Raw genomic sequence first — 20,558 nt, 5'->3', positions numbered from 1 at the left:
CGAAAGCCGTGAATCACCGCACAGGGAGGGCCGGAACTGCAAGATCGCCGGAGGGACGGGCGGCGGGGGTGCGGGGGCGGGTCAGGTGCTTCGGTCGCCGCAGGCCGGCCTGCCGGAGCAGGCGCACGAGTTCCCGGCTCGGCACCACCCGGGCGCCCAGCCAGACCGCCGCGGCGAACCGCTCGGCGGGAATGTCGTAGTGGTCCCGGTCGAAACCCCGGCGGGGCACTCCCAGCGCCTCGGCGAAGGCGTGCACCTCGGCGTGGGAGACGTCGCTGATCAGGTGGGACCAGAGCCGCCCCCGCCACGGCCAGGCGGGCCGGTCCAGGTAGAGCATGCCGGCCAAGCTACCTGGTGCGAGGGCCGGTTGTCGGTCGTGCGCGGCCGACCGTAGCCTCGGCGGCATGGCCGGACCCCCTCTCCTCGACGACCTGCGGGCGGCGCTCGGCGACGACGCCGTGCTGACCGACCCGGACCTGCTCCGGATGCACGAACGGGACGAGGCGGACCTCTGCGCCGCCGGCACGCCCCTGGTGGTCGTCCGTCCTCGCGGCACCGCCCAGGTCTCCGCCGTGCTGCGGGCGGCCGCCCGGCACGGCGTGCCGGTGGTCCCGCAGGGGGCGCGGACCGGGCTGGCCGGCGCGGCCAACGCGGTCGACGGCGCGGTGGTGCTCAGTACGGTCGCGATGGACGCCATCCTGGAGATCGACCCGGTGAGCCGGATCGCCGTGGTGCAGCCCGGCGTGGTCAACGCGACGCTCGCCGCCGCGGTGGCGAAGCAGGGGCTGTGGTACCCGCCCGACCCCGGCTCGTGGGAGTCCTCCACCATCGGCGGCAACGTCGCCACCAACGCGGGCGGCATGTGCTGCGTCAAGTACGGCGTCACCACCGAGTACGTCCTCGGCCTGGAGGTGGTGCTCGCCTCCGGCGAGGTGCTGCGCACCGGCCGGCGCACGGCCAAGGGCGTCGCCGGGTACGACCTCACCCGGCTCTTCGTCGGCTCCGAGGGCACCCTGGGCGTCATCACCGAGGTGACCGTCGCACTGCGTCCCGCCCCGGCGGAGTCGCTGACCATGGTGGCGGTCTTCCCGTCCACCGCCGCAGCCGGCGCGGCCGTCGCCGAGATCGCCGCCCGGGGCCTCTCCCCCAGCCTGCTGGAGCTGCTGGACCAGACCCACCTGCGGGCGATCGAGGCGTACCGGCCGATGGGCCTGCGGACGGACGCGCAGGCGCTGCTGCTGGCCGCCGCCGACACCGGCGCCCGGGCGGCCGACGACCTGGCCGGGCTGGCCGCGGTCTGCGAGGCGGCCGGCGCCGACGAGGTCTACGCGGCCACCGACGCCGTGGAGGCGGCCGCCCTGTTGCAGGCCCGCCGGCTCGCGCACCCGGCCATGGAGAAGTTCGCCGCGGACGCCTACCCGGGCGGCAACGGCGGCCTGGTCATCGACGACGTCGCGGTGCCCCGGGGCGCGCTGGCGGCGCTGCTGGACGGGGTGGCCCGGATCGCGGCGGAGTGCGACGTGCCGATCGGCGTCGTCGGTCACGCCGGCGACGGCAACATGCACCCGAACATCGTGGTGGACCGGGCCGACCCGGCGAGCCTGGAACGCGGCCGGCGCGCCTTCGACGAGATCATGCGACTCGGCCTGGAGCTGGGCGGCACCTGCACCGGCGAGCACGGCGTGGGCCTGCTCAAGCGGGACTGGCTGGCCCGCGAGATCGGCCCGGTGGGCGTCGCCGTGCACCAGGCGATCAAGGCCGCGCTCGATCCGACCGGCCTGCTCAACCCGGGCAAGATCCTCTGACCGGAACCGGCTGAGCGGTCGGCCGTCGAAGGTGGCGGTCGGGGTGGGGTGGGGGATCGGTCAGCGGGACGACGACGGTAGCTCGACGGGATCGTCGTCCGAGCCGCGGTCGGCCGCGAAGCCCCGGACGTCGGGCGCGCCGAGCCGGGCGGCGTCCGCCGTGGCGTCGTCGGGCATCAGCTGGGACTGGCGTTCCGCCTCCACCCTGGCCCGGTAGTGCTCCACCTCGCGGGCCCGGGTGGCCTCGTCCCAACCGAGCACCGCGCCCATCAGCTCGGCGGCGTGCCCGGCCGACTCCAGGCCGCGGTGCGCGGTCTCGATGGAGATCCGGGTCCGCCGGGTGAGCACGTCCTCCAGGTGCAGCGCCCCCTCCGCCCGGGCCGCGTACGTCACCTCGGCCGCGAGGTATTCCGGGGCACCGGCCAGCGGGGAGGCGAGCAGCGGGTCGGCGTCGACCAGCGCGAGCAGGTCCAGGGTGAGGGTGCCGTAGCGCTCCAGCAGGTGCTCGACCACCCCTACCGGCATCCCGTGCCGGCGGGCCAGGTCCGCCCGGCCCCGCCACATCGCCGGGTAGCCGTCCGCGCCGAGCAGCGGCAGGTCGGCGGTACGCGAGGGGCGTACGGCGCCGAGCCGGTGGGCGGCCCGGTCGACCACGTCCGAGGCCATCACCCGGTACGTCGTGTACTTGCCGCCGGCGACCAGCAGCAGCCCGAGCATCGGCTCGAAGACGGCGTGCTCGCGGGACAGTTTCGAGGTGGAGTCGGCCTCGCCGGCCAGCAGCGGCCGCAGCCCGGCGTAGACGCCCTCGATGTCGGCCGTGGTGAGCGGCCGGTCCAGCACGGTGTTGACCTGCTCCAGCAGGTATTCGATGTCCCGGGCGGAGGCGGCCGGGTGGGACCGGTCGAGCCGCCAGTCGGTGTCGGTGGTGCCGATGATCCAGTGCCCGCCCCACGGGATGACGAAGAGCACGCTGGTCGCCGTACGCAGGATCAGCCCTGCCTCGCCGGTGATCGCCGAGCGGGGCACCACCAGGTGCACTCCCTTGGAGGCCCGGACGCGGATGCCGGGGCGCAGCCCGACGTCGTTCAGCATCCGGGACATGTCGTCGCTCCACACGCCGGTGGCGGCGATGACGGTGCGGGCGTGCACCTCGAACTCGGCGTCCGGGGAGCCGGGCGGCGCCTCCAGGTCGCGGACCCGGATGCCGGTGACCTCGCGGGCCTGCCGGATCAGCCCGACCGCCCGGGCGCTGGGCACCACGGTCGCGCCGAGGCTGGCCGCGGTGCGGGCCAGGGTCACCACCAGCCGTGCGTCGTCGACCTGCCCGTCGTAGTAGCGGATCGCGCCGGCCAGCGCGTCGGCCCGCAGGCTGGGGAAGACCCGGCGGGCGCCCTCGCGGGTCAGGTGGCGGTGCAGCGGCATGCCCCGGCCGCCGCCGAAGATCCCGGCGAAGGCGTCGTACGCCGCCACTCCGGCGCCGTAGTAGGAGCGGCGGAACAGCCGGCCGGGCAGGTCGCGCGCGCCGCGCCCGCCGGGCAGCGGGACCAGGATGGGCACCGGCCGCACCAGGTGCGGGGCGAGCCGGGTGGCGAGCAGGCCGCGCTCGGTGAGCGCCTCGTGCACCAGGTGGAACTCCAGCTGCTCCAGGTAGCGCAGGCCGCCGTGGATCAGCTTGCTGGAGCGGCTGGAGGTGCCGGCGGCGTAGTCGCGCGCCTCCACCAGCGCCACCTTCAGCCCCCGCGAGGCCGCGTCGAGGGCGGCGCCCGCCCCGGTCACCCCACCGCCGATGACCAGCACGTCGAAGCGTTCGGCCCGCAGGCGGCGCAGGTCGGTGGCCCGGCGCTCCGGGGAGAGCTGGCTGGCCTCGGTTCGGGACACGTTGGGGTCGCGCACCCGTCCACGGTAACCGTCACGGCCACACCGGCGGCACACCGTCCGCGCCGTACTGTCTGAGGAATGGAGATCGGCCCCCCGTTCCCCGCTGGTCAGCCCGCCCCGCTCCCGCCGGCCGCGCCGGCCCGGTCGAGTCCGTGGCCCGTGGTGGCGACGGTGGTCGCCGGTTGCTGGACGGTCGGGTTCGTGGTGGTCAGCCAGCTCGGCGGGTGGCTGGCCGACCAGATCATGCTGGCCTCCGGGCTGCACCGCGTGGTGTGGCTCTGGCCGGCGACGGTGCTGTTCACCGTGCTGCTGGTCGGCGCGCCCGCGCTTCCGCTCGCCCTGCTGCCCCGCTCGGCGGCGGTCCGCGCCACCGGCCGGGCCTGGCTGGCCGCGGCACTCGGGCTCGGCGCGCTGGGGCTGCTCCGGGCGCTCCCGCCGGTGCACCACGAGGCGTACCTCGCGGCGCTCGCCGCCACGGCCGCCCTGGCCGCCCTCGTCCTGCGGGCGCTCGCCCGCCGCGCCGCCGCGCCGCACCGGCCCGCCGCCCCGACCGCCACCCTGCTCGGGGTGGCCGGCGGGCTGGCGCTGCTGCTGCCGTGGGTCTGGCTGGGGGCGCTCGGCGGGCTGCTGGAGACGGTGCTCGCCGGGCTCGCCGCCGCCGCCCTGGGCGCGCTGGCGGGGGCGCTGCTGGACGACGCCTTCTGGTCCCGCTTCGCCGTCGGCGAGCCGCCCCGGCCGGCCCGGCTGGTGCTGGTCGGCGGGCTGGTCGCCGGGGTCGCGCTGCTCGTCCTCGCCGCCGGGGTCGGGCAGTCCGGGGCCCAACTGCCCCTGCTGCTGACCCTGCCGCCGGCCGGCTTCGCGCTGGCCGCCCTGCACGCGGCGGCCCGCCGCCCGGCCGCCGCCACCCCGGCCGCGCCGCCGGGCACGGTGCCGGCCGGTCCGCCGGACACCGCCCCGGCCGACCCGTCGGGCACCGCCCCGGCCGGTCCGTCGGACACCACCGGAAGTCAGCCGGGCGGGCGGGCCGGGGTCCGCGCCGCCACCCGCTGGCTGGTCGGGCTCGCCGTCTTCGGCCCGCTGGCCTTCACCGATCCCGAGGAGATCACCCTCGTCCTGGCCAACACCCGCGACGTGCCGTTCTGGGTGGCGGCAGCCGCCGGCGCCGGGCTCGCCGTCGCGGCCGTGCTCGCCGTGGCGTACGGCGTGCTGCTGGCCCGGCCCCGCAGCCGGCGGCCGAGCCGGCGGGTGGCCGGGGTGACCGCCGCGGCCCTGCTGGTCGCGGTCGGCGCGGTGGCCGTCGGCGCGGGCCAGCCCGGCCTGCACGGCGAGCGGCTGTTCGTGGTGCTGCGCGAGCAGGCCGACCTGGGCGGGGTGCCGGCGACGGCCGGGCGGGCCGGCCGGGACGCGCGGGCCGGCGAGGTCTACCGGCGGCTGGTCGACACCGCCGAGCGGACCCAGGCCGACCTGCGCCGGGACCTGCGCCGGCTGCGGCTGGACCACACCCCCTACTACCTGGTCAACGCGGTGGAGGTGGACGGCGGGCCGGCGGTGCGGGCCTGGCTGTCCCGCCGGCCGGAGGTGGCCCGGGTGCTGGTCAGCCAGCGGGTGCGGCCGCTGCCCGCGCCGGCCGGCCGCAGTCGGGGCACCGCGCCCGCGCCGGCCGGCCCGGAGTGGAACGTCCGGATGCTCGGGGCGGACCGCGTCTGGTCGCAGCTCGGGGTGGACGGCTCCGGGATCGTGGTGGGCAGCTCCGACTCCGGGGTGGACGGCGGGCACCCGGCGCTGGCCGCCGGCTTCCGGGGCGGCGACGACTCCTGGTACGACCCGTGGGACGGCACCCGTTCCCCGACCGACCAGGGCGGGCACGGCACGCACACCGTGGGCAGCGCGGTGGGCCGAGGGGGGATCGGGGTGGCCCCGGGCGCACAGTGGGTGGGCTGCGTCAACCTGGACCGCAACCTGGGCAACCCCGGGTACTACCTGGACTGCCTCCAGTTCATGCTGGCGCCCTTCCCGCCCGGCGGGAACCCGTTCACGGACGGGCGCCCGGCGCGCGCCCCGGAGATCCTCACCAACTCGTGGGGCTGCCCGCCGATCGAGGGCTGCGACCCGCGCGCACTCCGGCCGGCCACCGCCGCCCTGGAGGCCGCCGGCATCCTGGTCGTCGCCGCCGCCGGCAACACCGGCCCGTACTGCGGCTCGATCGACGACCCGCCCGCGCCGTACGCGGACGTGCTGACCGTCGGCGCGGTGGACCAGCGGCGCCGGGTCACCGACTTCTCGTCCCGCGGACCGGTGCCGGGGGCGGCGAAGCCGGACCTGGTCGCCCCCGGCAAGGAGGTGCTGTCGGCGATGCCCGGCGGCGGGTACGCCACCCTGGGCGGCACCTCGATGGCGACCCCGCAGGTGGCCGGCGTCGTGGCGCTGATGTGGTCGGCCAACCCGGCGCTGGTGGGCGACCTGCCCCGCACCCGGCAGATCCTGCGGGACACCGCGACCCCGGCCGAGGCGACGTACGCCTCCCGGACGGAGACCTGCGGCGGCGACGCGAACATCACCGGCGCCGGCCTGGTCGACGCGTACGCGGCGGTGCGGGCGGCCCGCGGGTGAGCGGCCCTTGCCCTCCCCCGCACCCCGTGCTCTATGGTCGGCGACCATGGATGCGGAGATCGTCGAGCTGACCGCCGACCGGGCGCCCGCCGTGGTGGAGCTGTGCCGCCGGGCGTTGGACCTGCCCGAGGACGCCGCCGAGGCGCCGGCCCTCGTGGCCGCGCTCTGGGCCCGGGCGGCCGCCGACCGGCCGGTCGTCGCGCTGGGCGCGTACCGGGGGGCGGAGCTGGTCGGGGCGCTGGTCTGCTCCCTGTCGGGGCGGGACGCCGGGCTCGGGCACGTGGACCTCGTGGCGGTACACCCCGACCACCGGCGCCGGGGCGTCGGGCGGGCGCTGCTGTCGTCCGCCGAGCGGACCCTGGCCGGTCTCGGCGCGGCCGAGGTGCTGCTGGCGGGGAACCCGCCGTACTACGCCTGGCCCGGGATCGACGTGCGCTACACCCCGGCGGTCTGCGCCGCGCTGGCGCTCGGCTACCGGCAGGACCGGACGGCGTGGAACATGACCGCCGACCTGTCGTACGACGACTCTCCCGCGCTGCGCTCCACGGAGGCGGCGGAGGCACGGCTGGCCGGTCGGGGCGTCTCGGTCCGCCGCGCCGAGCCGGCCGACCTGCCGGCGCTGGCGGAGTTCGCCCGCGCCACGTTCGGCGGCGCCTGGGACGCGGAGCTGGCCGGCTCGGTGGGCCGGGAAGGGGCGGGCTGCCACCTGGCCGAGCGCGACGGCGAGGTGCTCGGCTTCGCCGCGTACGGGTCGTCCCGGCCGAGCTGGTTCGGGCCGATGGGCACCGCCCCGGCGGCGGAGGGCTCGGGGATCGGCGGGGTGCTGCTGCGCCGCTGCCTGCGCGACCAGCGGGCGGCGGGCGTGACGGCGGCGCAGATCGGCTGGGTGGGGCCGGTGCCGTTCTACTCGGGCAGCGCGGGCGCCCGGATCGAGCGGGTCTTCTTCCTGTACCGCAGGACGCTCGGAGAGTGACGGAAGAGGGCGAAGGGGATATAGACGCCGATAACCCCATTCGCCCCCATCTTTGATCGACGCCCCCTACCGTTTCGGTAGAGGAGGCAGCCATGACCACGGACGACGAACGCCCCGGCCCGTTGCCGTTCGACCGGCTCGACTACGGCGACGCCGAGCAGCAGGCGGAGATGACCGGCGCCGACGAGCCGACCGACGAGCCGGTGGCGCTGGTCGACGAGCCGGTCCAGATCCCGCAGCCGTACGGCCGGGCGCAGAAGAGACGCAACCAACGACCACTGCCGACCTGACGGCGGAAGGGGCGGACCGCTGACGCGGCCCGCCCCTTCCGGCGTAGTGGAGCTGGACTCAGAAGTCCATGTCCCCGCCGCCCGGACCAGCCGGGGCGGCCGGGGTCTTCTCCGGCTTGTCCGCCACGACGGCCTCGGTGGTGAGGAAGAGCGCCGCGATCGACGAGGCGTTCTGCAGCGCCGAACGGGTCACCTTGGCCGGGTCGATGATGCCCGCGGCCAGCAGGTCGACGTACTCGCCGTTGGCGGCGTTGAGGCCGTGACCCGGCTCGATGTTGCGGACGTGCTCGACGACCACGCCGCCCTCGAGGCCGGCGTTGACGGCGATCTGCCGCAGCGGGGCGTCCAGCGCGATCTTGACGATCTGCGCGCCGGTCGCCTCGTCGCCGGTCAGGTCCAGCTTGTCGAAGGCGGTCTTGCCGGCCTGCACCAGCGCGACGCCACCACCCGGGACGATGCCCTCCTCGACGGCGGCCTTCGCGTTGCGGACGGCGTCCTCGATGCGGTGCTTGCGCTCCTTCAGCTCGACCTCGGTGGCCGCGCCGACCTTGATCACCGCGACGCCGCCGGCCAGCTTGGCCAGCCGCTCCTGCAGCTTCTCGCGGTCGTAGTCGGAGTCGCTCTTGTCGATCTCGGCCCGGATCTGGTTGACCCGGCCCTGGATCTGCTCGGCGTCGCCGGCACCGTCGACGATGGTGGTCTCGTCCTTGGTCACCACGACCTTGCGGGCGCGGCCCAGCATGTCGAGGCCGACGGCGTCCAGCTTGAGGCCGACCTCCTCGCTGATGACCTGGCCACCGGTGAGGATGGCGATGTCGGCCAGCATGGCCTTGCGGCGGTCACCGAAGCCCGGCGCCTTGACGGCGACCGACTTGAAGGTGCCCCGGACCTTGTTGACGACCAGGGTGGCCAGGGCCTCGCCCTCGATGTCCTCGGCGATGATCAGCAGCGGCTTGCCCGACTGCATGACCTTCTCGAGGATCGGGAGCAGGTCCTTGACCGACGAGATCTTGCTGTTGACGATCAGGAGGTAGGGGTCGTCGAAGACGGCCTCCATGCGCTCCGGGTCGGTCATGAAGTAGGCCGAGATGTAGCCCTTGTCGAAGCGCATACCCTCGGTGAGCTCCAGCTCCAGGCCGAAGGTGTTGCTCTCCTCGACGGTGATGACGCCTTCCTTGCCGACCTTGTCCATCGCCTCGGCGATGATCTCGCCGACGGTGCTGTCACCGGCGGAGATGGAGGCGGTGGAGGCGATCTGCTCCTTGGTCTCGACGTCCTTGGCGAGCTTGGACAGCTCCTCCGAGACGCTGGCCACGGCGGCCTCGATGCCCCGCTTCAGGGCCATCGGGTTGGCACCGGCGGCCACGTTGCGCAGACCCTCGCGGACGAGGGCCTGGGCCAGGACGGTCGCCGTCGTCGTGCCGTCACCGGCCACGTCGTCGGTCTTCTTGGCGACCTCCTTGACCAGCTCGGCGCCGATCTTCTCGTAGGGGTCCTCGAGCTCGATCTCCTTGGCGATGCTCACACCATCGTTGGTGATGGTGGGGGCACCCCACTTCTTCTCGAGCACGACGTTGCGGCCCTTGGGGCCGAGGGTCACCTTCACGGCGTCGGCGAGCTGGTTCATGCCCCGCTCGAGGCCCCGGCGCGCCTCTTCGTCGAACGCGATCATCTTGGCCATACGGCGTTGTCCTCCTGGACACTCACGGGCCACCCGGAGGTTGTGTCCCGGATGGGCCGCCTGGTGTACGCACCTTGGGGACGTCGCCACCTGGCGACGACGACGTCTCCTCGGCCGGGCCGGATAGCCCGCGACGACCGGCCATGTGCCGCACCGACGTGTGGACGCCCGTGCGGCCGTGGCCCTACCGCCCCGACCATTGGCACTCACGGTATGCGAGTGCCAATGACTTGTTTAGCACTCTCCCCTGCCGAGTGCAAGCACGCCCGCCCCGCTCAGCCGAGTTCACCGGCCAGCCGCGCGCTGTCCACCGGCCCCTCGTGGGCGCGCTGCTCGGCGTACGTGACGACCAGGCCGACCAGTTGGGCGAGGTGGATGGGCAGGCCCAGCACGCCGCCGAGCACCGCCACCGCGATCGCGCCCACCGCCGTGCCCGGCGACTCCAGCGGGGTGACGCCGAACGGCAGCGAGCCGATGCCCTCCACCAGGCCGGCCGCCCCGCCCCCGACGATCACCGCCGCCGCGACGAGCGCCACCCGGCCGAGCAGCAGGCCCAGCCGGTCGTGGAACATCCGGTACGAGCGGCCGATCGGGTGCTGCCGCTCGAAGAGGTAGACCGGGCCGGCCATGCTCAGCGCGAAGGCGAAGTAGATGCCGGGAATGACGCAGAAGCACACCCCGATCCCGATGATCACGCTCATCAGCAGGGTCCAGCCCCAGAGGCCCGGCGCCCGGCGCAGGCCGTAGCCCAACGCGGCGCCGACGGTCACCGGCTGGCCGGCCGCCTGCCGCGCGACCACCCAGGTGCCGGCGGCCCAGCCGAGGCTCTGCACCAGGCCGAAGAGCAGGGCGCCGCCGATCAGCACGGCCATCATGGTGCCCAGGTCGGCCAGGAAGGTGTCGGGCAGCGCGGCCGGGTCGTCGGCCATCGACTCGTCCCACCGGGCCGACGGGTCGACCACCAGCGCGAGCACCGACAGCAGCACGGCCGGCAGCACCTGGGTGAGCAGCAGGATCGGCAGCAGCGGCTTCCAACCCCGGCGCACCACGCCGACGCACCGGTCGAACCAGCCGCTCACGCCGCCGCCGGGCGGGGTGACCAGCGGGTCGGCCGGGTCGAGGCCGTGGCCGGGCGGGTACCACCCGTGGACCGGCTGCCCCGGGTACGCGACCGGCTGCCCCGGGTACACGACCGGCGCGCCCGGGTACCACGGCTGCCCGCCGTACGGGCCGGAGCCCACCGGGTACCCGCCGGTGGGCGGCAAGACCCACCCCTGCGGTTGCTGCGCGCCCGGCGGGGGCACGACGCCCGGCTCGCCGTCGGCCGCGGTCGCGGGCGGGGGCGTGACCGCCGGCTCCCCGGAGGGTGCGGGCGTGGTCGTGCCAGGCGGCGGCGCGGTCGGATCGCCGGCCGCGGCGGGGCCGGGATCTTCCGGCGGCGTGGCCTGGGGCGGCTGGTCGGACATGAACCCTCCTCAGCGACGGCTGGAACGGCTCACGATCTTTCCTGCCCGGGCACCCGCACCGCAGCCCCGCCCCGGCGGGCGGGGGGGTCAGGCGATGACGCGTACGCGCTCGGCCTGGGGCCCCTTCTGGCCCTGGGCGATCTCGAACTCCACCCGTTGGCCGTCGTCCAGCGCCTTGTAGCCGTCCATCTCGATCGCGGAGAAGTGGACGAAGACGTCCTGCCCGCCGTCGACGGCGATGAAGCCGTAGCCCTTTTCGGCGTTGAACCACTTCACGGTGCCCTGTGCCACGGTCCACTTCCTCACTCTGCACGGCGTTCCACAACCCGGAGGCCGGCGGACCGGCACCGGAGGACCACCGAACCGGCGGTCGGGGAGGCCGCTGAAATCGGTGACCGAAATCGCACGCTACACGAGGCGTGACGACGGCGCACGACCCCAAATCGGGCATATTCCGATCGAGAGGCATCGTCATCCGTCGCTGTGGTAGGCATGCGGCATGACGAGGACGCCGGACGGGCCTGGGCGTGGGCCGGCGGGCACCCGGCACGCGGAGATCCGGCGGGTCCGGCCCCGGGACGCCGCCCGGATGCGGGCGCTGCGGCTGGAGATGCTCGCCGACGCGCCGCTGGCCTTCCTGGAGACCCTCGCCACCGCGGCGGCCCGGCCGCACGCCGACTACGCGGCCCGGATCGCGTACGTGTCGGCCGGCGCGGACACCGCGCAGTTCGTCGCGGACCCGGGCGGCCGGCTGGTCGGGCACGCCGGGGGCACGGTGACCCCGGAGGAGCCCGGGCTGACCGTCGTCTACGCCGTCTACGTCACCCCGTCCTGGCGCGGCACCGGCCTGCTCGGCGAGCTGGTCGAGGCGGTGGCCGCCTGGTCCCGCGAGTGCGGCCGGCCCGAGCTGATGCTGGAGGTGGTGGTCGGCAACGACCGGGCCTACCGCGCCTACCGGCGGCTGGGCTTCGTCGACACCGGCGTACGCGTGCCGCACCCCACCGTGCCGGCGCTCACCGAACTCCAGATGCGCCGCTTCGCCTGACCCGGGAGGGTTTCCGGGGCGGGCTGCCCCGGAAACCCCACCGCAACTCAGGCGTGCCGACGGGACTGCACGATGCGGAACCGGTTGGCCACGTAGGCGCCGTCGGTGAGCGCGGAGTTGGCCGCCGCGTTCGCGCCGCTGCCGTGGAAGTCGGAGAAGGCCGCCGACTGGTTCACGAAGACCCCGCCGGTCAGGTTGCAGGACAGGTGCACCCCGACCTCGATCGCCGCCGCCTCGGCCGCGTCGAGGACCGCCTCGTCGGTGGAGTAGACCGCCGCGGTGAGCGCGCCCTTCTCGCCGACCGTCGACCGCAGGATCTCCAGGCTGTGCGCCGTCGAGTCGGTCGCGATGGCGAACGAGATCGGCCCGAACCACTCCTTCGAGTAGGTCGCCGTGTCGCCGGCCGCCAGCTTGACCAGCGTCGGGGTGCGGACCACCGCGCCGGGGAAGGCCGGGTGCTCGACCGTACGCGACTCCAGCACCGTCTCGCCGACCTTGGTGACCTCGTCGAGGCGCTCCAGCACCCCGTCGTTGACGATCGCGCCGGTGAGCTCCACCCCGCGCGCCGGGTCGGCGGTGAGCTTGCCGATCGCGGCGGCGATCCCGCCGGCCACCTCGTCGAAGCTCTTGTGTCCCTGGTCGGTGGCGATCCCCTCGGCGGGGATGAGGACGTTCTGCGATGTGGTGCACATCTGGCCGCTGTAGAGGGTCAGCGTGAAGCCGAGGTTGCGGCACATCCCGGCGAAGTCGTCGGTGGAGTCGACCACCACCGTGTTCAGGCCGGCCTTCTCGGTGTAGACCGCCGCCTGCCGGGCGTTGGCCTCCAGCCAGTCGCCGTACTCGGTGGAACCCGTGAAGTCGACGATCTTCACGGCCGGGTGCAGGGCCAGCGTGGAGGCGAGCTTCTCGCCGGGGGCCTCGGGGGCGAGCAGCACCAGGTTCGGGTCGAAGCCGGCCTCGGCGAGCACCTCCCGGGCGTACCTGACGGTGATGGCGAGCGGCAGCACCGCGCGCGGGTGCGGCTTGACCACCACCGGGTTGCCGGTTACCAGCGAGGCGAACAGCCCCGGGTAGGAGTTCCAGGTCGGGAAGGTGTTGCAGCCGATCACCAGCGCCACGCCCCGGGGCACCACGTGGAAGGTCTTGGTCATCCGCAGCGGGTCGCCCTTGCCGGCGGCCTTCTCCCAGCCCGCCGTCCCCGGGTGCCGGGTCATCTCCGCGTACGCGTAGGCGACCGCCTCCAGCGCGCGGTCCAGCGCGTGCGCGCCGCCGGCCTGGAAGGCCATCACGAACGCCTGGCCGCTGGTGAACTGCACCGCGTTGGCCAGCTCGAAGATGTGCTTGTGCAGCCGGTCGAGGATCTCCAGGCAGACGCCCACCCGGGTCTGCGGGCCGGCGTCGCGCCAGCTCGGCAGGGCGGCGGAGGCGGCGGCGACCAGCTCGTCGGCCCCGGCGTGCGGGTAGCGGACGCCCAGCTCGACGCCGAACGGGCTGGTCTCGGTGGCGACCCGGTCGCCGGTGCCCGGCTGGTCGAGGGGGAAGTCGCCGCCGAGGTACGCCTCGAAGGCGGCCTTGCCGTCGGCGGCGGCGGTCTCGCCGTAGACCCGTGGGCTGGGCGACTCGGGGTAGGCGGACCAGTACCCGCGCTCCGTGATCGCGGTCAGCGCACGGGTCAGGGTGTCGGCGTGCCTGTCGTACAGGGGGTGCGGGGTCTCCGTCATGCCCGCCATCATGCAACAGGAAGCCCCAGGATCAGTAGGGCCGTGTCACAACTCAGATCGTGAGCTGCCAGTCGGTCCAGCCGTCGACCCGGCGGAAGCCGAGCTGCTCGTTGATCGTGATCATGTAGCTGTTCTCGGCCGCGTTGAAGGTGTCGATCGCGCGCACCGCCGGCTCGTGGGCGAGCAGGTGCCGCAGGTTCTCGATCTTGACGAGCAGACCGAGACGGTGCCCCCGGTGAGCGGGGTCGACGATGGTGATCTGCTGGAACGCGTGCCAGTCGGCGGAGGGACCCACGTCGAGCAGCGTCCAGGCGGCCACCCGGCCGGACGCCTCGTCGCGCACCGCCGTGTGGTAGCGCCGCCGCCCCCGCGCCTCCAGCGCCCGCTCGATGCCACGGACCCGTTCGACGTCGATCCGCTCGGGCTCCCACTCCACGTCGCCGAGGGGCGCGTCGGCCATCAGCCGGCCGTCGAGGTAGGCGATGTCGGCGACGTACTCGTCGGGGGTGCGCCCCTGCCAGCGGAGGACGCGGTAGCCGTCTGCCCGGGTGCGGGCGTCGGCCAGCGCCGCGTCCAGCCCGTCGTGGTCGAGCCGGGTGGTGTCGAGCCGGCTGCGGATCTCGGCCAGCGCCGGCTGGGCGCCGGTCGACGCGGCGAAGGCGGCGCTGGCCTCGGACCGGGGCGGGCCGCCGGGCAGCGCGGTGACCGCCATCCCCAGCACCCGCTTGCGGCCCCGCTCGCGCAGCAGCCGTACGGCGTGCTCGTGCAGCGCCCGGCCCACCCCGCGGCGTCGGTGGGCCGGGTGCACGATCAGGTCGGCGGTGGCGTTCTCGGTGTTGTCGAGCTGCGGCAGGTCCAGCGCGAGGTAGCCGGCCGGCACGCCGTCGAGCCGGGCCAGCGCCCAGAGCGGGGTGTTGCCGGGCATCGGGTGCCGGACCGCGGCCTCGAAGCGCCGCCGGCAGAACGGCGGGAAGTCCGGCAGGTCGACGTCGTTGGCCGCCGCGCCGATCCGGTAGGCCGCATCGATCGCGACCTGGTCGGCGGCGTCGATCGGCGCGATCGTGATGCGCATGCCCCGAGGGTGGCCCGGAAACGACGATCGGGCCAGCGATTTAACCGCTGGCCCGATCGGACGTTGGTCGGGAGGGACGCTCGCACAACGCCTCCGGCGTTGGGTCGCAAGAACTCAAAGTCTCGGGCGAGTCGCCCTCCCGCACGAAGCATCTTGCGCCGCCCGGTTCCTGCCGTCAAGTCCTTGTCGGCGCGTTTTCCGCACTCACAGCGAAAAGCCAGTTACCCGGCGGATCGACCCGATCCCCCGTCCGGGTGAGTCGCCCCTCCCCCGTCCCGCCCGGTCGCCGCGTCAGCCCGCCTTGCTGAACTCGATCGAGATCGACTCGACCGCCTGCTTGCGGGTGAACGACCGCGGCATGCCCATCGCCTCCAGCGCGTCGTTGACGCTGTCCACGTACGCCGTCAGGCTCGGCGTGGCGGAGGAGTAGGTGCCGGTCGTGGTCTGGGTGGACGAGCACGTCGTGTCGGTGATCGCACACGCCATCGTGTAGTGCACGGCGCTGTTCCACTGGGTCGAGGTGCCCTGCACGAACAGCCGGGTGTTCACCCGGCACGCCGCGAACAGGTACGGGTTGCGGACCGTGGTGGTGAACGTCGCGGTGTCGCTGCCGGGCCAGTAGCTCACGGTCGACTCCGCCACGCAGCCGCCGTCGAAGCTGCTCGACGACTTGCTGACGGTGTACTTGTCCTGCGTCCCGGCCGCCGCCGGCGTGGCGCCGAGGGCCACCACACCGAGGGAGGCGGCCAGCATGGTGAAGGCGGTCACGGCCGCCCGGGTGACGCGGGCCGGTGCTGCGTTCATGGGAACCCCTTTCGTGCCGGCCGGATGGTCGCGGCCGATCGCAATTCGTCGCCTATGTGACAGGCGGCGGTGGACCCCGGGAGGTTCCGGGTGCCGCCACCTGCAGATTCTTCGGCCGGGTCGGGAGGGCTGTCCAAGACGCGACAACGATGGGCCATAGGACGGACCTATGAGGGCTGGTAGATCTTCTGATCGTCGATGCCCGAGGGGTCGGGCAAGGGGGATCGTCATGGTGGAGCTACGTCAACTCCGGTACTTCCTCGCCGTCGCCGAGGAGCGGTCCTTCACCCGCGCCGCCGCGCTGCTGCACGTCAGTCAGCCGACGCTGAGCCAGCAGATCCGCGCCCTGGAGCGGTCGGTGCGCGCGCCGCTGTTCCACCGGGAGCCGGCGGGCGTCCGGCTCACCGAAGCCGGAACCGCGCTGCTCGAACCGGCCCAGCGGGCCGTCGTCGAGGTCGCCGACGGCGTACGGGCGGCCCGGGACACCATCGGCACCGGCGACGGCACGCTACGCGTCGGCTTCAGCACCGGCGGGGCGGGCGACCTCATCGCGTCGATCCTGCCCGCCTGGCAGCGGGCCGCCCCCGAGGTACGGCTGGTCCTGCGCGAACTGACCGTGGGCGGGCTGTACACCGCCCTGCTGGAGGACCAGATCGACGTGGCGCTCACCCGGCTGCCGCTGGACCCCGAACGGCACGACTGGACGGTGCTGTTCGCCGAGCCCCGCGTCCTCGCGCTGAGCGCCCGGCATCCCCTGGCCGACGCCGGGGCGGCGGTGTCGCTGGCGGACGTGCTCACGCTGGCCATGCCCCGGATCGAGGACGTGCCAACGATCCGCGACTACTGGCTGCTCAACGACTACCGCGACGGCTGCCCGCCGCAGCAGCGCGGGGTGACGGTCACCTCGCCGGCGGAGATGGCGTACGTGATCCTCCAGGACCCGTCGGTGGTGGCCGTTGGTCCCCGCACGGCACGCGGGCTCTCGCCCCTCGCGGAGCTGCGCTTCGTGGAGCTGTCCGAGGTCGCCCCGGTGCCCTTCGTCGCGGCTGCCCGGCGGCACGACCGCCGGGCAGCCGTGCTCGCCTTCCGTCAGGTCGCGGCGACGGTCGCGCGCCGCCTGCACGGCGTGGCCACGCCGGCCGGTGACAGGCCGGACCGGGTGGCCGGCGTCGGGGCGAGGCGCGCGACCGGTGCCGGGGCGGGCCGGGCCGGCGGCTGAGCCGCGAGCGGTCGCCGGCCTCGGACCTCAGCCGAGGAGGCCGGCGTCGCGGGCGGCGCGCAGCGAGGGCCTGATGCGGTGGGTGGGACCGGCCTGGGCGGCGATCGCGTCGAGGGTCTTGAGCCCCTCGCCGGTGTTGAAGACGACGGTCTCCGCGGTCGGGTCGAGCCGGCCGGACTCGACCAGCTTGCGCAGCACCGCCACCGTCACCCCGCCGGCGGTCTCGGCGAACACGCCGGTGGTGCGGGCCAGCAGCCGGATGCCGGCGCGGATCTCGTCGTCGTCGACGTACTCCATCCAGCCCCCGGTGCGGCGCACCGCCTCCAACGCGTAGAGGCCGGCGGCCGGGTCGCCGATGTTCAGCGACTTGGCGATGCCCGTCGGCTTGACCGGGGTGATCGTGTCGGTCTCGGCGTGCAGGGCGGCGGCGATCGGGTTGCAGCCGGCCGACTGGGCGCCGAAGACCTTCCACCCGCCGGCCGGCGCCTCGACCAGCCCGATCTCGACCAGCTCGGCGAACGCCTTGTCGATCTTGGTGAGCAGCTCCCCGGAGGCCATCGGGATGACCACCTGGGCCGGGATCCGCCAGCCGAGCTGCTCGGCGACCTCGTAGCCGAGCGTCTTCGACCCCTCGGCGTAGTAGGGGCGGACGTTGACGTTGACGAACGCGGTGTCCTCGAACTCGTCCGTCTCCACCAGCTCGCCGCAGAGCCGGTTCACGTCGTCGTACGAGCCGTCGACGGCGACCAGCTCACCACCGTAGACGGCGGTCGTGACGACCTTGCCCTGCTCCAGGTCGCCGGGGATGAAGACCACCGACGGCGCCCCGGCCCGGGCGGCGTGCGCGGCGACCGAGTTGGCCAGGTTGCCGGTGGAGGCGCAGGCGTAGCGGCTGAAGCCGAGCGCCCGGGCGGCGGTCAACGCGACCGAGACCACCCGGTCCTTGAACGAGTGGGTCGGGTTGCCGCTGTCGTCCTTGACCCAGAGCGGGGCGGTGATGCCCAGCTCGGCCGCGAGGTGCGGGGCGGCGACCAGCGGGGTGAAGCCCGGGTCGAGGGTGACCCTGGTCGCCGGGTCCTGGCCGGCGGGCAGCAGCGCGGCGTACCGCCAGATGTTCTGCGGGCCGGCCTCGATCTGCTCCCGGGTGACCGTCGCCAGCGCGGCGGCGTCGTAGTCGACCTCGAGCGGGCCGAAACACTCGTAGCAGGCGTGCTGGGCGGCGAGCGGGTAGCGGGCCGAACAGGCGCGGCAGACCAGGGCGCGGGCGGGGCTGGCGGTGGTGTCGATGCCGGGGACGGCGAACGTCGACGTCATGTCGAGGGTCCTCTCATCTTTCCCCGCATCGCACTCTGCGGCGGGGACGGAATTGGCACCTGCCCCGCCGGTCGCTCTGCGGTGAGCGCGCGGGGTGGTTGCCGGGGCGTCGTCGGGCCGTATCCCTCAGCCCCTCTGGATGAGGTATGCAGTTGTGCCTGCGAGTTTAAGCACCGACGCCGCCCGGATCGACGGCAGGTCCCACGATGTGAGCGATCCCGCAGTCGCCGCCGAGCCGCAGGGGCGACGCTCCCATGAAGCGATGGTGTGCCCCTGACGCGCTCCCGTTACGGTGCAGGCACATCGACGGAAAGGAACGGGCGAATGCGTCGCAAGCTCGTCCCGGTGGTGGCGCTCTCCATGGCCTGCCTGCTGGCGGTGACCACCGCCTGCTCCACGGGCAACCGGAAGAAGCGGGACCGGTCCGCCGACCGGCCCGCCGGCACCGGCGCGAAGCGGGACGACGTCGGCGCCGCCCGGGCGACCCACCGACGCCCGGGTTGCCGACGACGGGGACACCGCCGACTCCGGCACCGCGCCGGACTCCCCCGACTCCCCCACCCGCAAGCGCAGGCCCCGTTCCCGCTGGTCCCGCCGGTGGTCGTACCGAGCCCAGGCCCGCGCCGGCCGATCTGCCGGCGCGGGCTCCGGCCGTGACGAGCATGCGCCAGCTCAGCCTGGGACCGGTCGGTGGGCCGGTGGCCTCGGTAGCCGTACGGATCCGGTGGCCGGGCAACCCTGCTGACTCACCTCGCCCAGGCAGCCCCACCCCGAGGTCGGGACGCGCTCGAAGTACTGGACGGGCTGCGAGGGGATGGCCTCGGTGGTGAGCGTGCCGGTGCCGCTCGGGATGCGCTGCTCGTGGGAACCGGTCGTGTCGGTGTAGGAGGCGACGATGTGCCACTCGCAGGTGTGGGTGGACACCTCCGGCTGGATACGGAAGGCCATGTTCGACTGGCCGTTGCCCAGCTCGACGACGTTGCGGCGGAAGTACAGCTGACCCTCCTGCGGCTCGCCCTCGTCCAGGACGTACGGGCCGTGCGGCTTGTCCGTCGGCCCACCGGTCAGGTCCCACAGCAGGCCCTGCCGGGACTCCGCACCCGCCGGGGGAACGGTGACGACGGTCTTCGCCGTGGGTACGCGGCACGAGTCCTTGACGGCGGTCATGTTGTTGATCGTGAGTCCGGCGGCGCGATCGCTGTTCAGGTTCAGGTCGAACGTCTGGGCATCGCCGCGGTTCTCGTTGCCGTCCTCGAGCGGCGCCACATAGGACGCGTGCTCGACCACCCGGCCGCCGAGCGGCTTCATGAACTCCCACACCTCTGACGCGTCGCCGTTCAGGGCGGTGAGGGTGGCCTGTTCGCCTTCGGTCAGCGGCCGGTCGAGCAGCACGGTGAAGGCCTCGGGCAGGTCCCGGTCGTAGTCGAGGGGAGTGACGGTGGACACGAACGCGGGTTGCTCCCGGTCCACCGCTTTCTGGGCCTGCTTGTCCGAGCGGGCCCGCTCGGTGGCCGTCGACCGGTCCAGGAGAAAGTTGGCCTGGTAGGCGAACAGCATGCCGACCACGACGATGACGGCGGCGGCGGTCGCGTACACCGCACGCTGCTTCGGCGGAAGCCCGCGAAACCCGGGCAGTCGCTGATCCGCCAGCACGGCCCAGGCTCCCGGCCTTGGCGACTGCCCAGCCGACTGCTCCGGTGGCCGTGCGGGCGGGGACGTGGACGACGGCTCGGCCGGCGACACGGGCGGAGACCCGGACGACGGCTCGCCTGGCGGTGCGGGCGGGGACGTGGCCGACGGCTCAGCCGGCGACACGGACGACGGCTCGGCTGGCGGCTCAGGCTGCGGCACGGCGGGCGGAGTGGCCATACCCGATTCTCACTCACAGGCGCCACACCCTTACGGTGCGACAGGCCTCCGCCGGGCGGGTGTCCGAGCTCGGCGGGCGCCGACCGGTGCGATGATCAAGCGATGGCAGTCCCCGCGCGCCGACCCGCACCGCGTTCGCCCGGTGTAGTTCCAGGTCCGGCACGGACGGTCGGGGTCGCGATCGTCGCCCTCGTCCTGCTCGGTGCCTGCTCCCCGGCGGCCGACCCGCCGCCCATGCCAAGGGCCATGCCGACAGGGGCGCCGACGGCGACGGCGTCCGAGGCCGCGACCGACTGCCCGGCATCCGGCGTACGGATCACGTCGCCGGGCAGCAGCGCCGCGATGGGTCTGCGCGCGCTCAGCCTGCGACTGGTCAACTGCGGCACGAAGCCCTACCCGCTCAACGGCTACCCCGCGCTGCGCCTGTTCGACGGCGACGGCAATCCGATACCGGTCCGGGTGGTCGAGGGGGCCAAGGAGATCACGTCGGGCTTCGACGACCCGCCCCGGCCGCTGACCCTGCGCCCCGGCGAGCAGGCCGGCGCCGCCGTGCTCTGGCGCAACCTGGTCACCGACCCGAGCGTCGTCGCCACCGACGGCGAGCGCCTGGAGGTCGCGCCCGCCGCCGGCCGGCCCGCGCAGCTCGTCGGCCCGGACGGACCGATCGATCTCGGCAACACGGGCCGAATCGGAGTCAGCGCCTGGAAGACGGCCACCGACCCGGCACCGACGCCGACCCGGCCGCTGCCCGACACCTCGGACCCGGGCGGCCCGGAGTCGAGCAGCCCGGTGCCGCCGCTGCTCTGAGCCG

Annotated in this window: 18 protein-coding genes and 1 riboswitch; of the genes, 8 read left to right on the top strand and 10 right to left on the bottom strand. The window is 74.3% G+C overall.

The features are described from left to right. Positions 1-13: 13 nt before the first annotated feature. A complete protein-coding gene (locus tag ACGF5C_RS17955) occupies positions 14-337 on the bottom strand; it encodes a DUF4031 domain-containing protein (protein ID WP_393302939.1) in 324 nt (107 codons plus the stop codon). 67 nt (positions 338-404) lie between these two features. Here ACGF5C_RS17955 and ACGF5C_RS17950 point away from each other — a divergent pair, with 67 nt between their 5' ends. Further along, positions 405-1,805, top strand: coding sequence for an FAD-binding oxidoreductase (locus tag ACGF5C_RS17950; RefSeq protein ID WP_393302937.1), 1,401 nt, complete (start codon positions 405-407; stop codon positions 1,803-1,805). Positions 1,806-1,865: 60 nt separating this feature from the next. Here ACGF5C_RS17950 and ACGF5C_RS17945 read toward each other — a convergent pair whose 3' ends face one another. Further along, positions 1,866-3,683, bottom strand: coding sequence for a glycerol-3-phosphate dehydrogenase/oxidase (locus ACGF5C_RS17945; RefSeq protein ID WP_393303130.1), 1,818 nt, complete (start codon positions 3,681-3,683; stop codon positions 1,866-1,868). Positions 3,684-3,761: 78 nt separating this feature from the next. Between ACGF5C_RS17945 and ACGF5C_RS17940 the strand changes: the two genes are divergently transcribed. The 3 genes from ACGF5C_RS17940 (at position 3,762) to ACGF5C_RS17930 (ending at position 7,556) form a co-directional block, all read left to right on the top strand. Beyond that, the gene (locus ACGF5C_RS17940) at positions 3,762-6,293 is read left to right on the top strand and encodes a S8 family serine peptidase (protein WP_393302935.1); all 2,532 of its coding nucleotides are present in this window, start codon (positions 3,762-3,764) and stop codon (positions 6,291-6,293) included. Positions 6,294-6,339: 46 nt separating this feature from the next. Beyond that, positions 6,340-7,266: a GNAT family N-acetyltransferase gene (locus ACGF5C_RS17935; protein WP_363700811.1), complete on the top strand. Its 927-nt coding sequence runs from the start codon at positions 6,340-6,342 to the stop codon at positions 7,264-7,266. A gap of 92 nt (positions 7,267-7,358) precedes the next feature. Continuing rightward, positions 7,359-7,556 (top strand): hypothetical protein, encoded by a 198-nt coding sequence (locus tag ACGF5C_RS17930; RefSeq protein ID WP_393302933.1) that lies wholly within the window; start codon positions 7,359-7,361, stop codon positions 7,554-7,556. A 58-nt stretch (positions 7,557-7,614) separates the two neighbouring features. On the opposite strand, the gene groL is transcribed toward ACGF5C_RS17930, so the two are convergent. From groL to ACGF5C_RS17915, 3 genes are all read right to left on the bottom strand, one after another. Continuing rightward, a complete protein-coding gene (groL, locus tag ACGF5C_RS17925; protein WP_357462067.1) occupies positions 7,615-9,237 on the bottom strand; it encodes a chaperonin GroEL in 1,623 nt (540 codons plus the stop codon). Between the two features lie 275 nt (positions 9,238-9,512). Next, positions 9,513-10,703 (bottom strand): hypothetical protein, encoded by a 1,191-nt coding sequence (locus ACGF5C_RS17920; RefSeq protein WP_393302930.1) that lies wholly within the window; start codon positions 10,701-10,703, stop codon positions 9,513-9,515. An 87-nt stretch (positions 10,704-10,790) separates the two neighbouring features. Next, a complete protein-coding gene (locus ACGF5C_RS17915; RefSeq protein ID WP_013288855.1) occupies positions 10,791-10,994 on the bottom strand; it encodes a cold-shock protein in 204 nt (67 codons plus the stop codon). Positions 10,995-11,202: 208 nt separating this feature from the next. On the opposite strand from ACGF5C_RS17915, the gene ACGF5C_RS17910 reads away from it, so the two are divergent. Next, positions 11,203-11,748 (top strand): GNAT family N-acetyltransferase, encoded by a 546-nt coding sequence (locus tag ACGF5C_RS17910; protein WP_393302928.1) that lies wholly within the window; start codon positions 11,203-11,205, stop codon positions 11,746-11,748. Positions 11,749-11,795: 47 nt separating this feature from the next. Here the strand turns inward: ACGF5C_RS17910 and paaN are convergent, their stop codons facing one another. From paaN to ACGF5C_RS17895, 3 genes are all read right to left on the bottom strand, one after another. Continuing rightward, positions 11,796-13,469, bottom strand: a complete 1,674-nt coding sequence (paaN, locus tag ACGF5C_RS17905) for a phenylacetic acid degradation protein PaaN (protein ID WP_393302927.1) — start codon at positions 13,467-13,469, stop codon at positions 11,796-11,798. A 52-nt stretch (positions 13,470-13,521) separates the two neighbouring features. After that, a complete protein-coding gene (locus ACGF5C_RS17900) occupies positions 13,522-14,541 on the bottom strand; it encodes a GNAT family N-acetyltransferase (protein ID WP_393302925.1) in 1,020 nt (339 codons plus the stop codon). Positions 14,542-14,832: 291 nt separating this feature from the next. Next, positions 14,833-15,345 carry a hypothetical protein gene (locus ACGF5C_RS17895; RefSeq protein WP_393302923.1) on the bottom strand — a complete coding sequence of 171 codons (513 nt, stop codon included), beginning with the start codon at positions 15,343-15,345 and terminating at the stop codon, positions 14,833-14,835. A gap of 229 nt (positions 15,346-15,574) precedes the next feature. On the opposite strand from ACGF5C_RS17895, the gene ACGF5C_RS17890 reads away from it, so the two are divergent. Next, positions 15,575-16,564, top strand: a complete 990-nt coding sequence (locus ACGF5C_RS17890; RefSeq protein WP_393302921.1) for a LysR family transcriptional regulator — start codon at positions 15,575-15,577, stop codon at positions 16,562-16,564. Positions 16,565-16,591: 27 nt separating this feature from the next. Here the strand turns inward: ACGF5C_RS17890 and thrC are convergent, their stop codons facing one another. Continuing rightward, positions 16,592-17,878, bottom strand: a complete 1,287-nt coding sequence (gene thrC, locus ACGF5C_RS17885; RefSeq protein ID WP_393302920.1) for a threonine synthase — start codon at positions 17,876-17,878, stop codon at positions 16,592-16,594. A gap of 10 nt (positions 17,879-17,888) precedes the next feature. Then, a riboswitch (SAM riboswitch) is annotated at positions 17,889-18,024 on the bottom strand. Between the two features lie 178 nt (positions 18,025-18,202). Here thrC and ACGF5C_RS17880 point away from each other — a divergent pair. Next, positions 18,203-18,535, top strand: coding sequence for a hypothetical protein (locus ACGF5C_RS17880; RefSeq protein WP_393302918.1), 333 nt, complete (start codon positions 18,203-18,205; stop codon positions 18,533-18,535). Between the two features lie 15 nt (positions 18,536-18,550). Here ACGF5C_RS17880 and ACGF5C_RS17875 read toward each other — a convergent pair whose 3' ends face one another. Then, a complete protein-coding gene (locus ACGF5C_RS17875; RefSeq protein ID WP_393302917.1) occupies positions 18,551-19,474 on the bottom strand; it encodes a hypothetical protein in 924 nt (307 codons plus the stop codon). 519 nt (positions 19,475-19,993) lie between these two features. On the opposite strand from ACGF5C_RS17875, the gene ACGF5C_RS17870 reads away from it, so the two are divergent. Next, complete coding sequence (locus ACGF5C_RS17870) at positions 19,994-20,554, top strand: DUF4232 domain-containing protein (RefSeq protein WP_393302915.1); 561 nt, start codon at positions 19,994-19,996, stop codon at positions 20,552-20,554. The last annotated feature ends 4 nt before the right edge of the window (positions 20,555-20,558 follow it).

The organism is Micromonospora sp. NPDC047620, from assembly GCF_043205005.1.
GTDB lineage: Bacteria > Actinomycetota > Actinomycetes > Mycobacteriales > Micromonosporaceae > Micromonospora.
The sequence above is the reverse complement of the archived record's forward strand: the minus strand, read 5'-3'. Positions and strand labels throughout refer to the sequence as shown.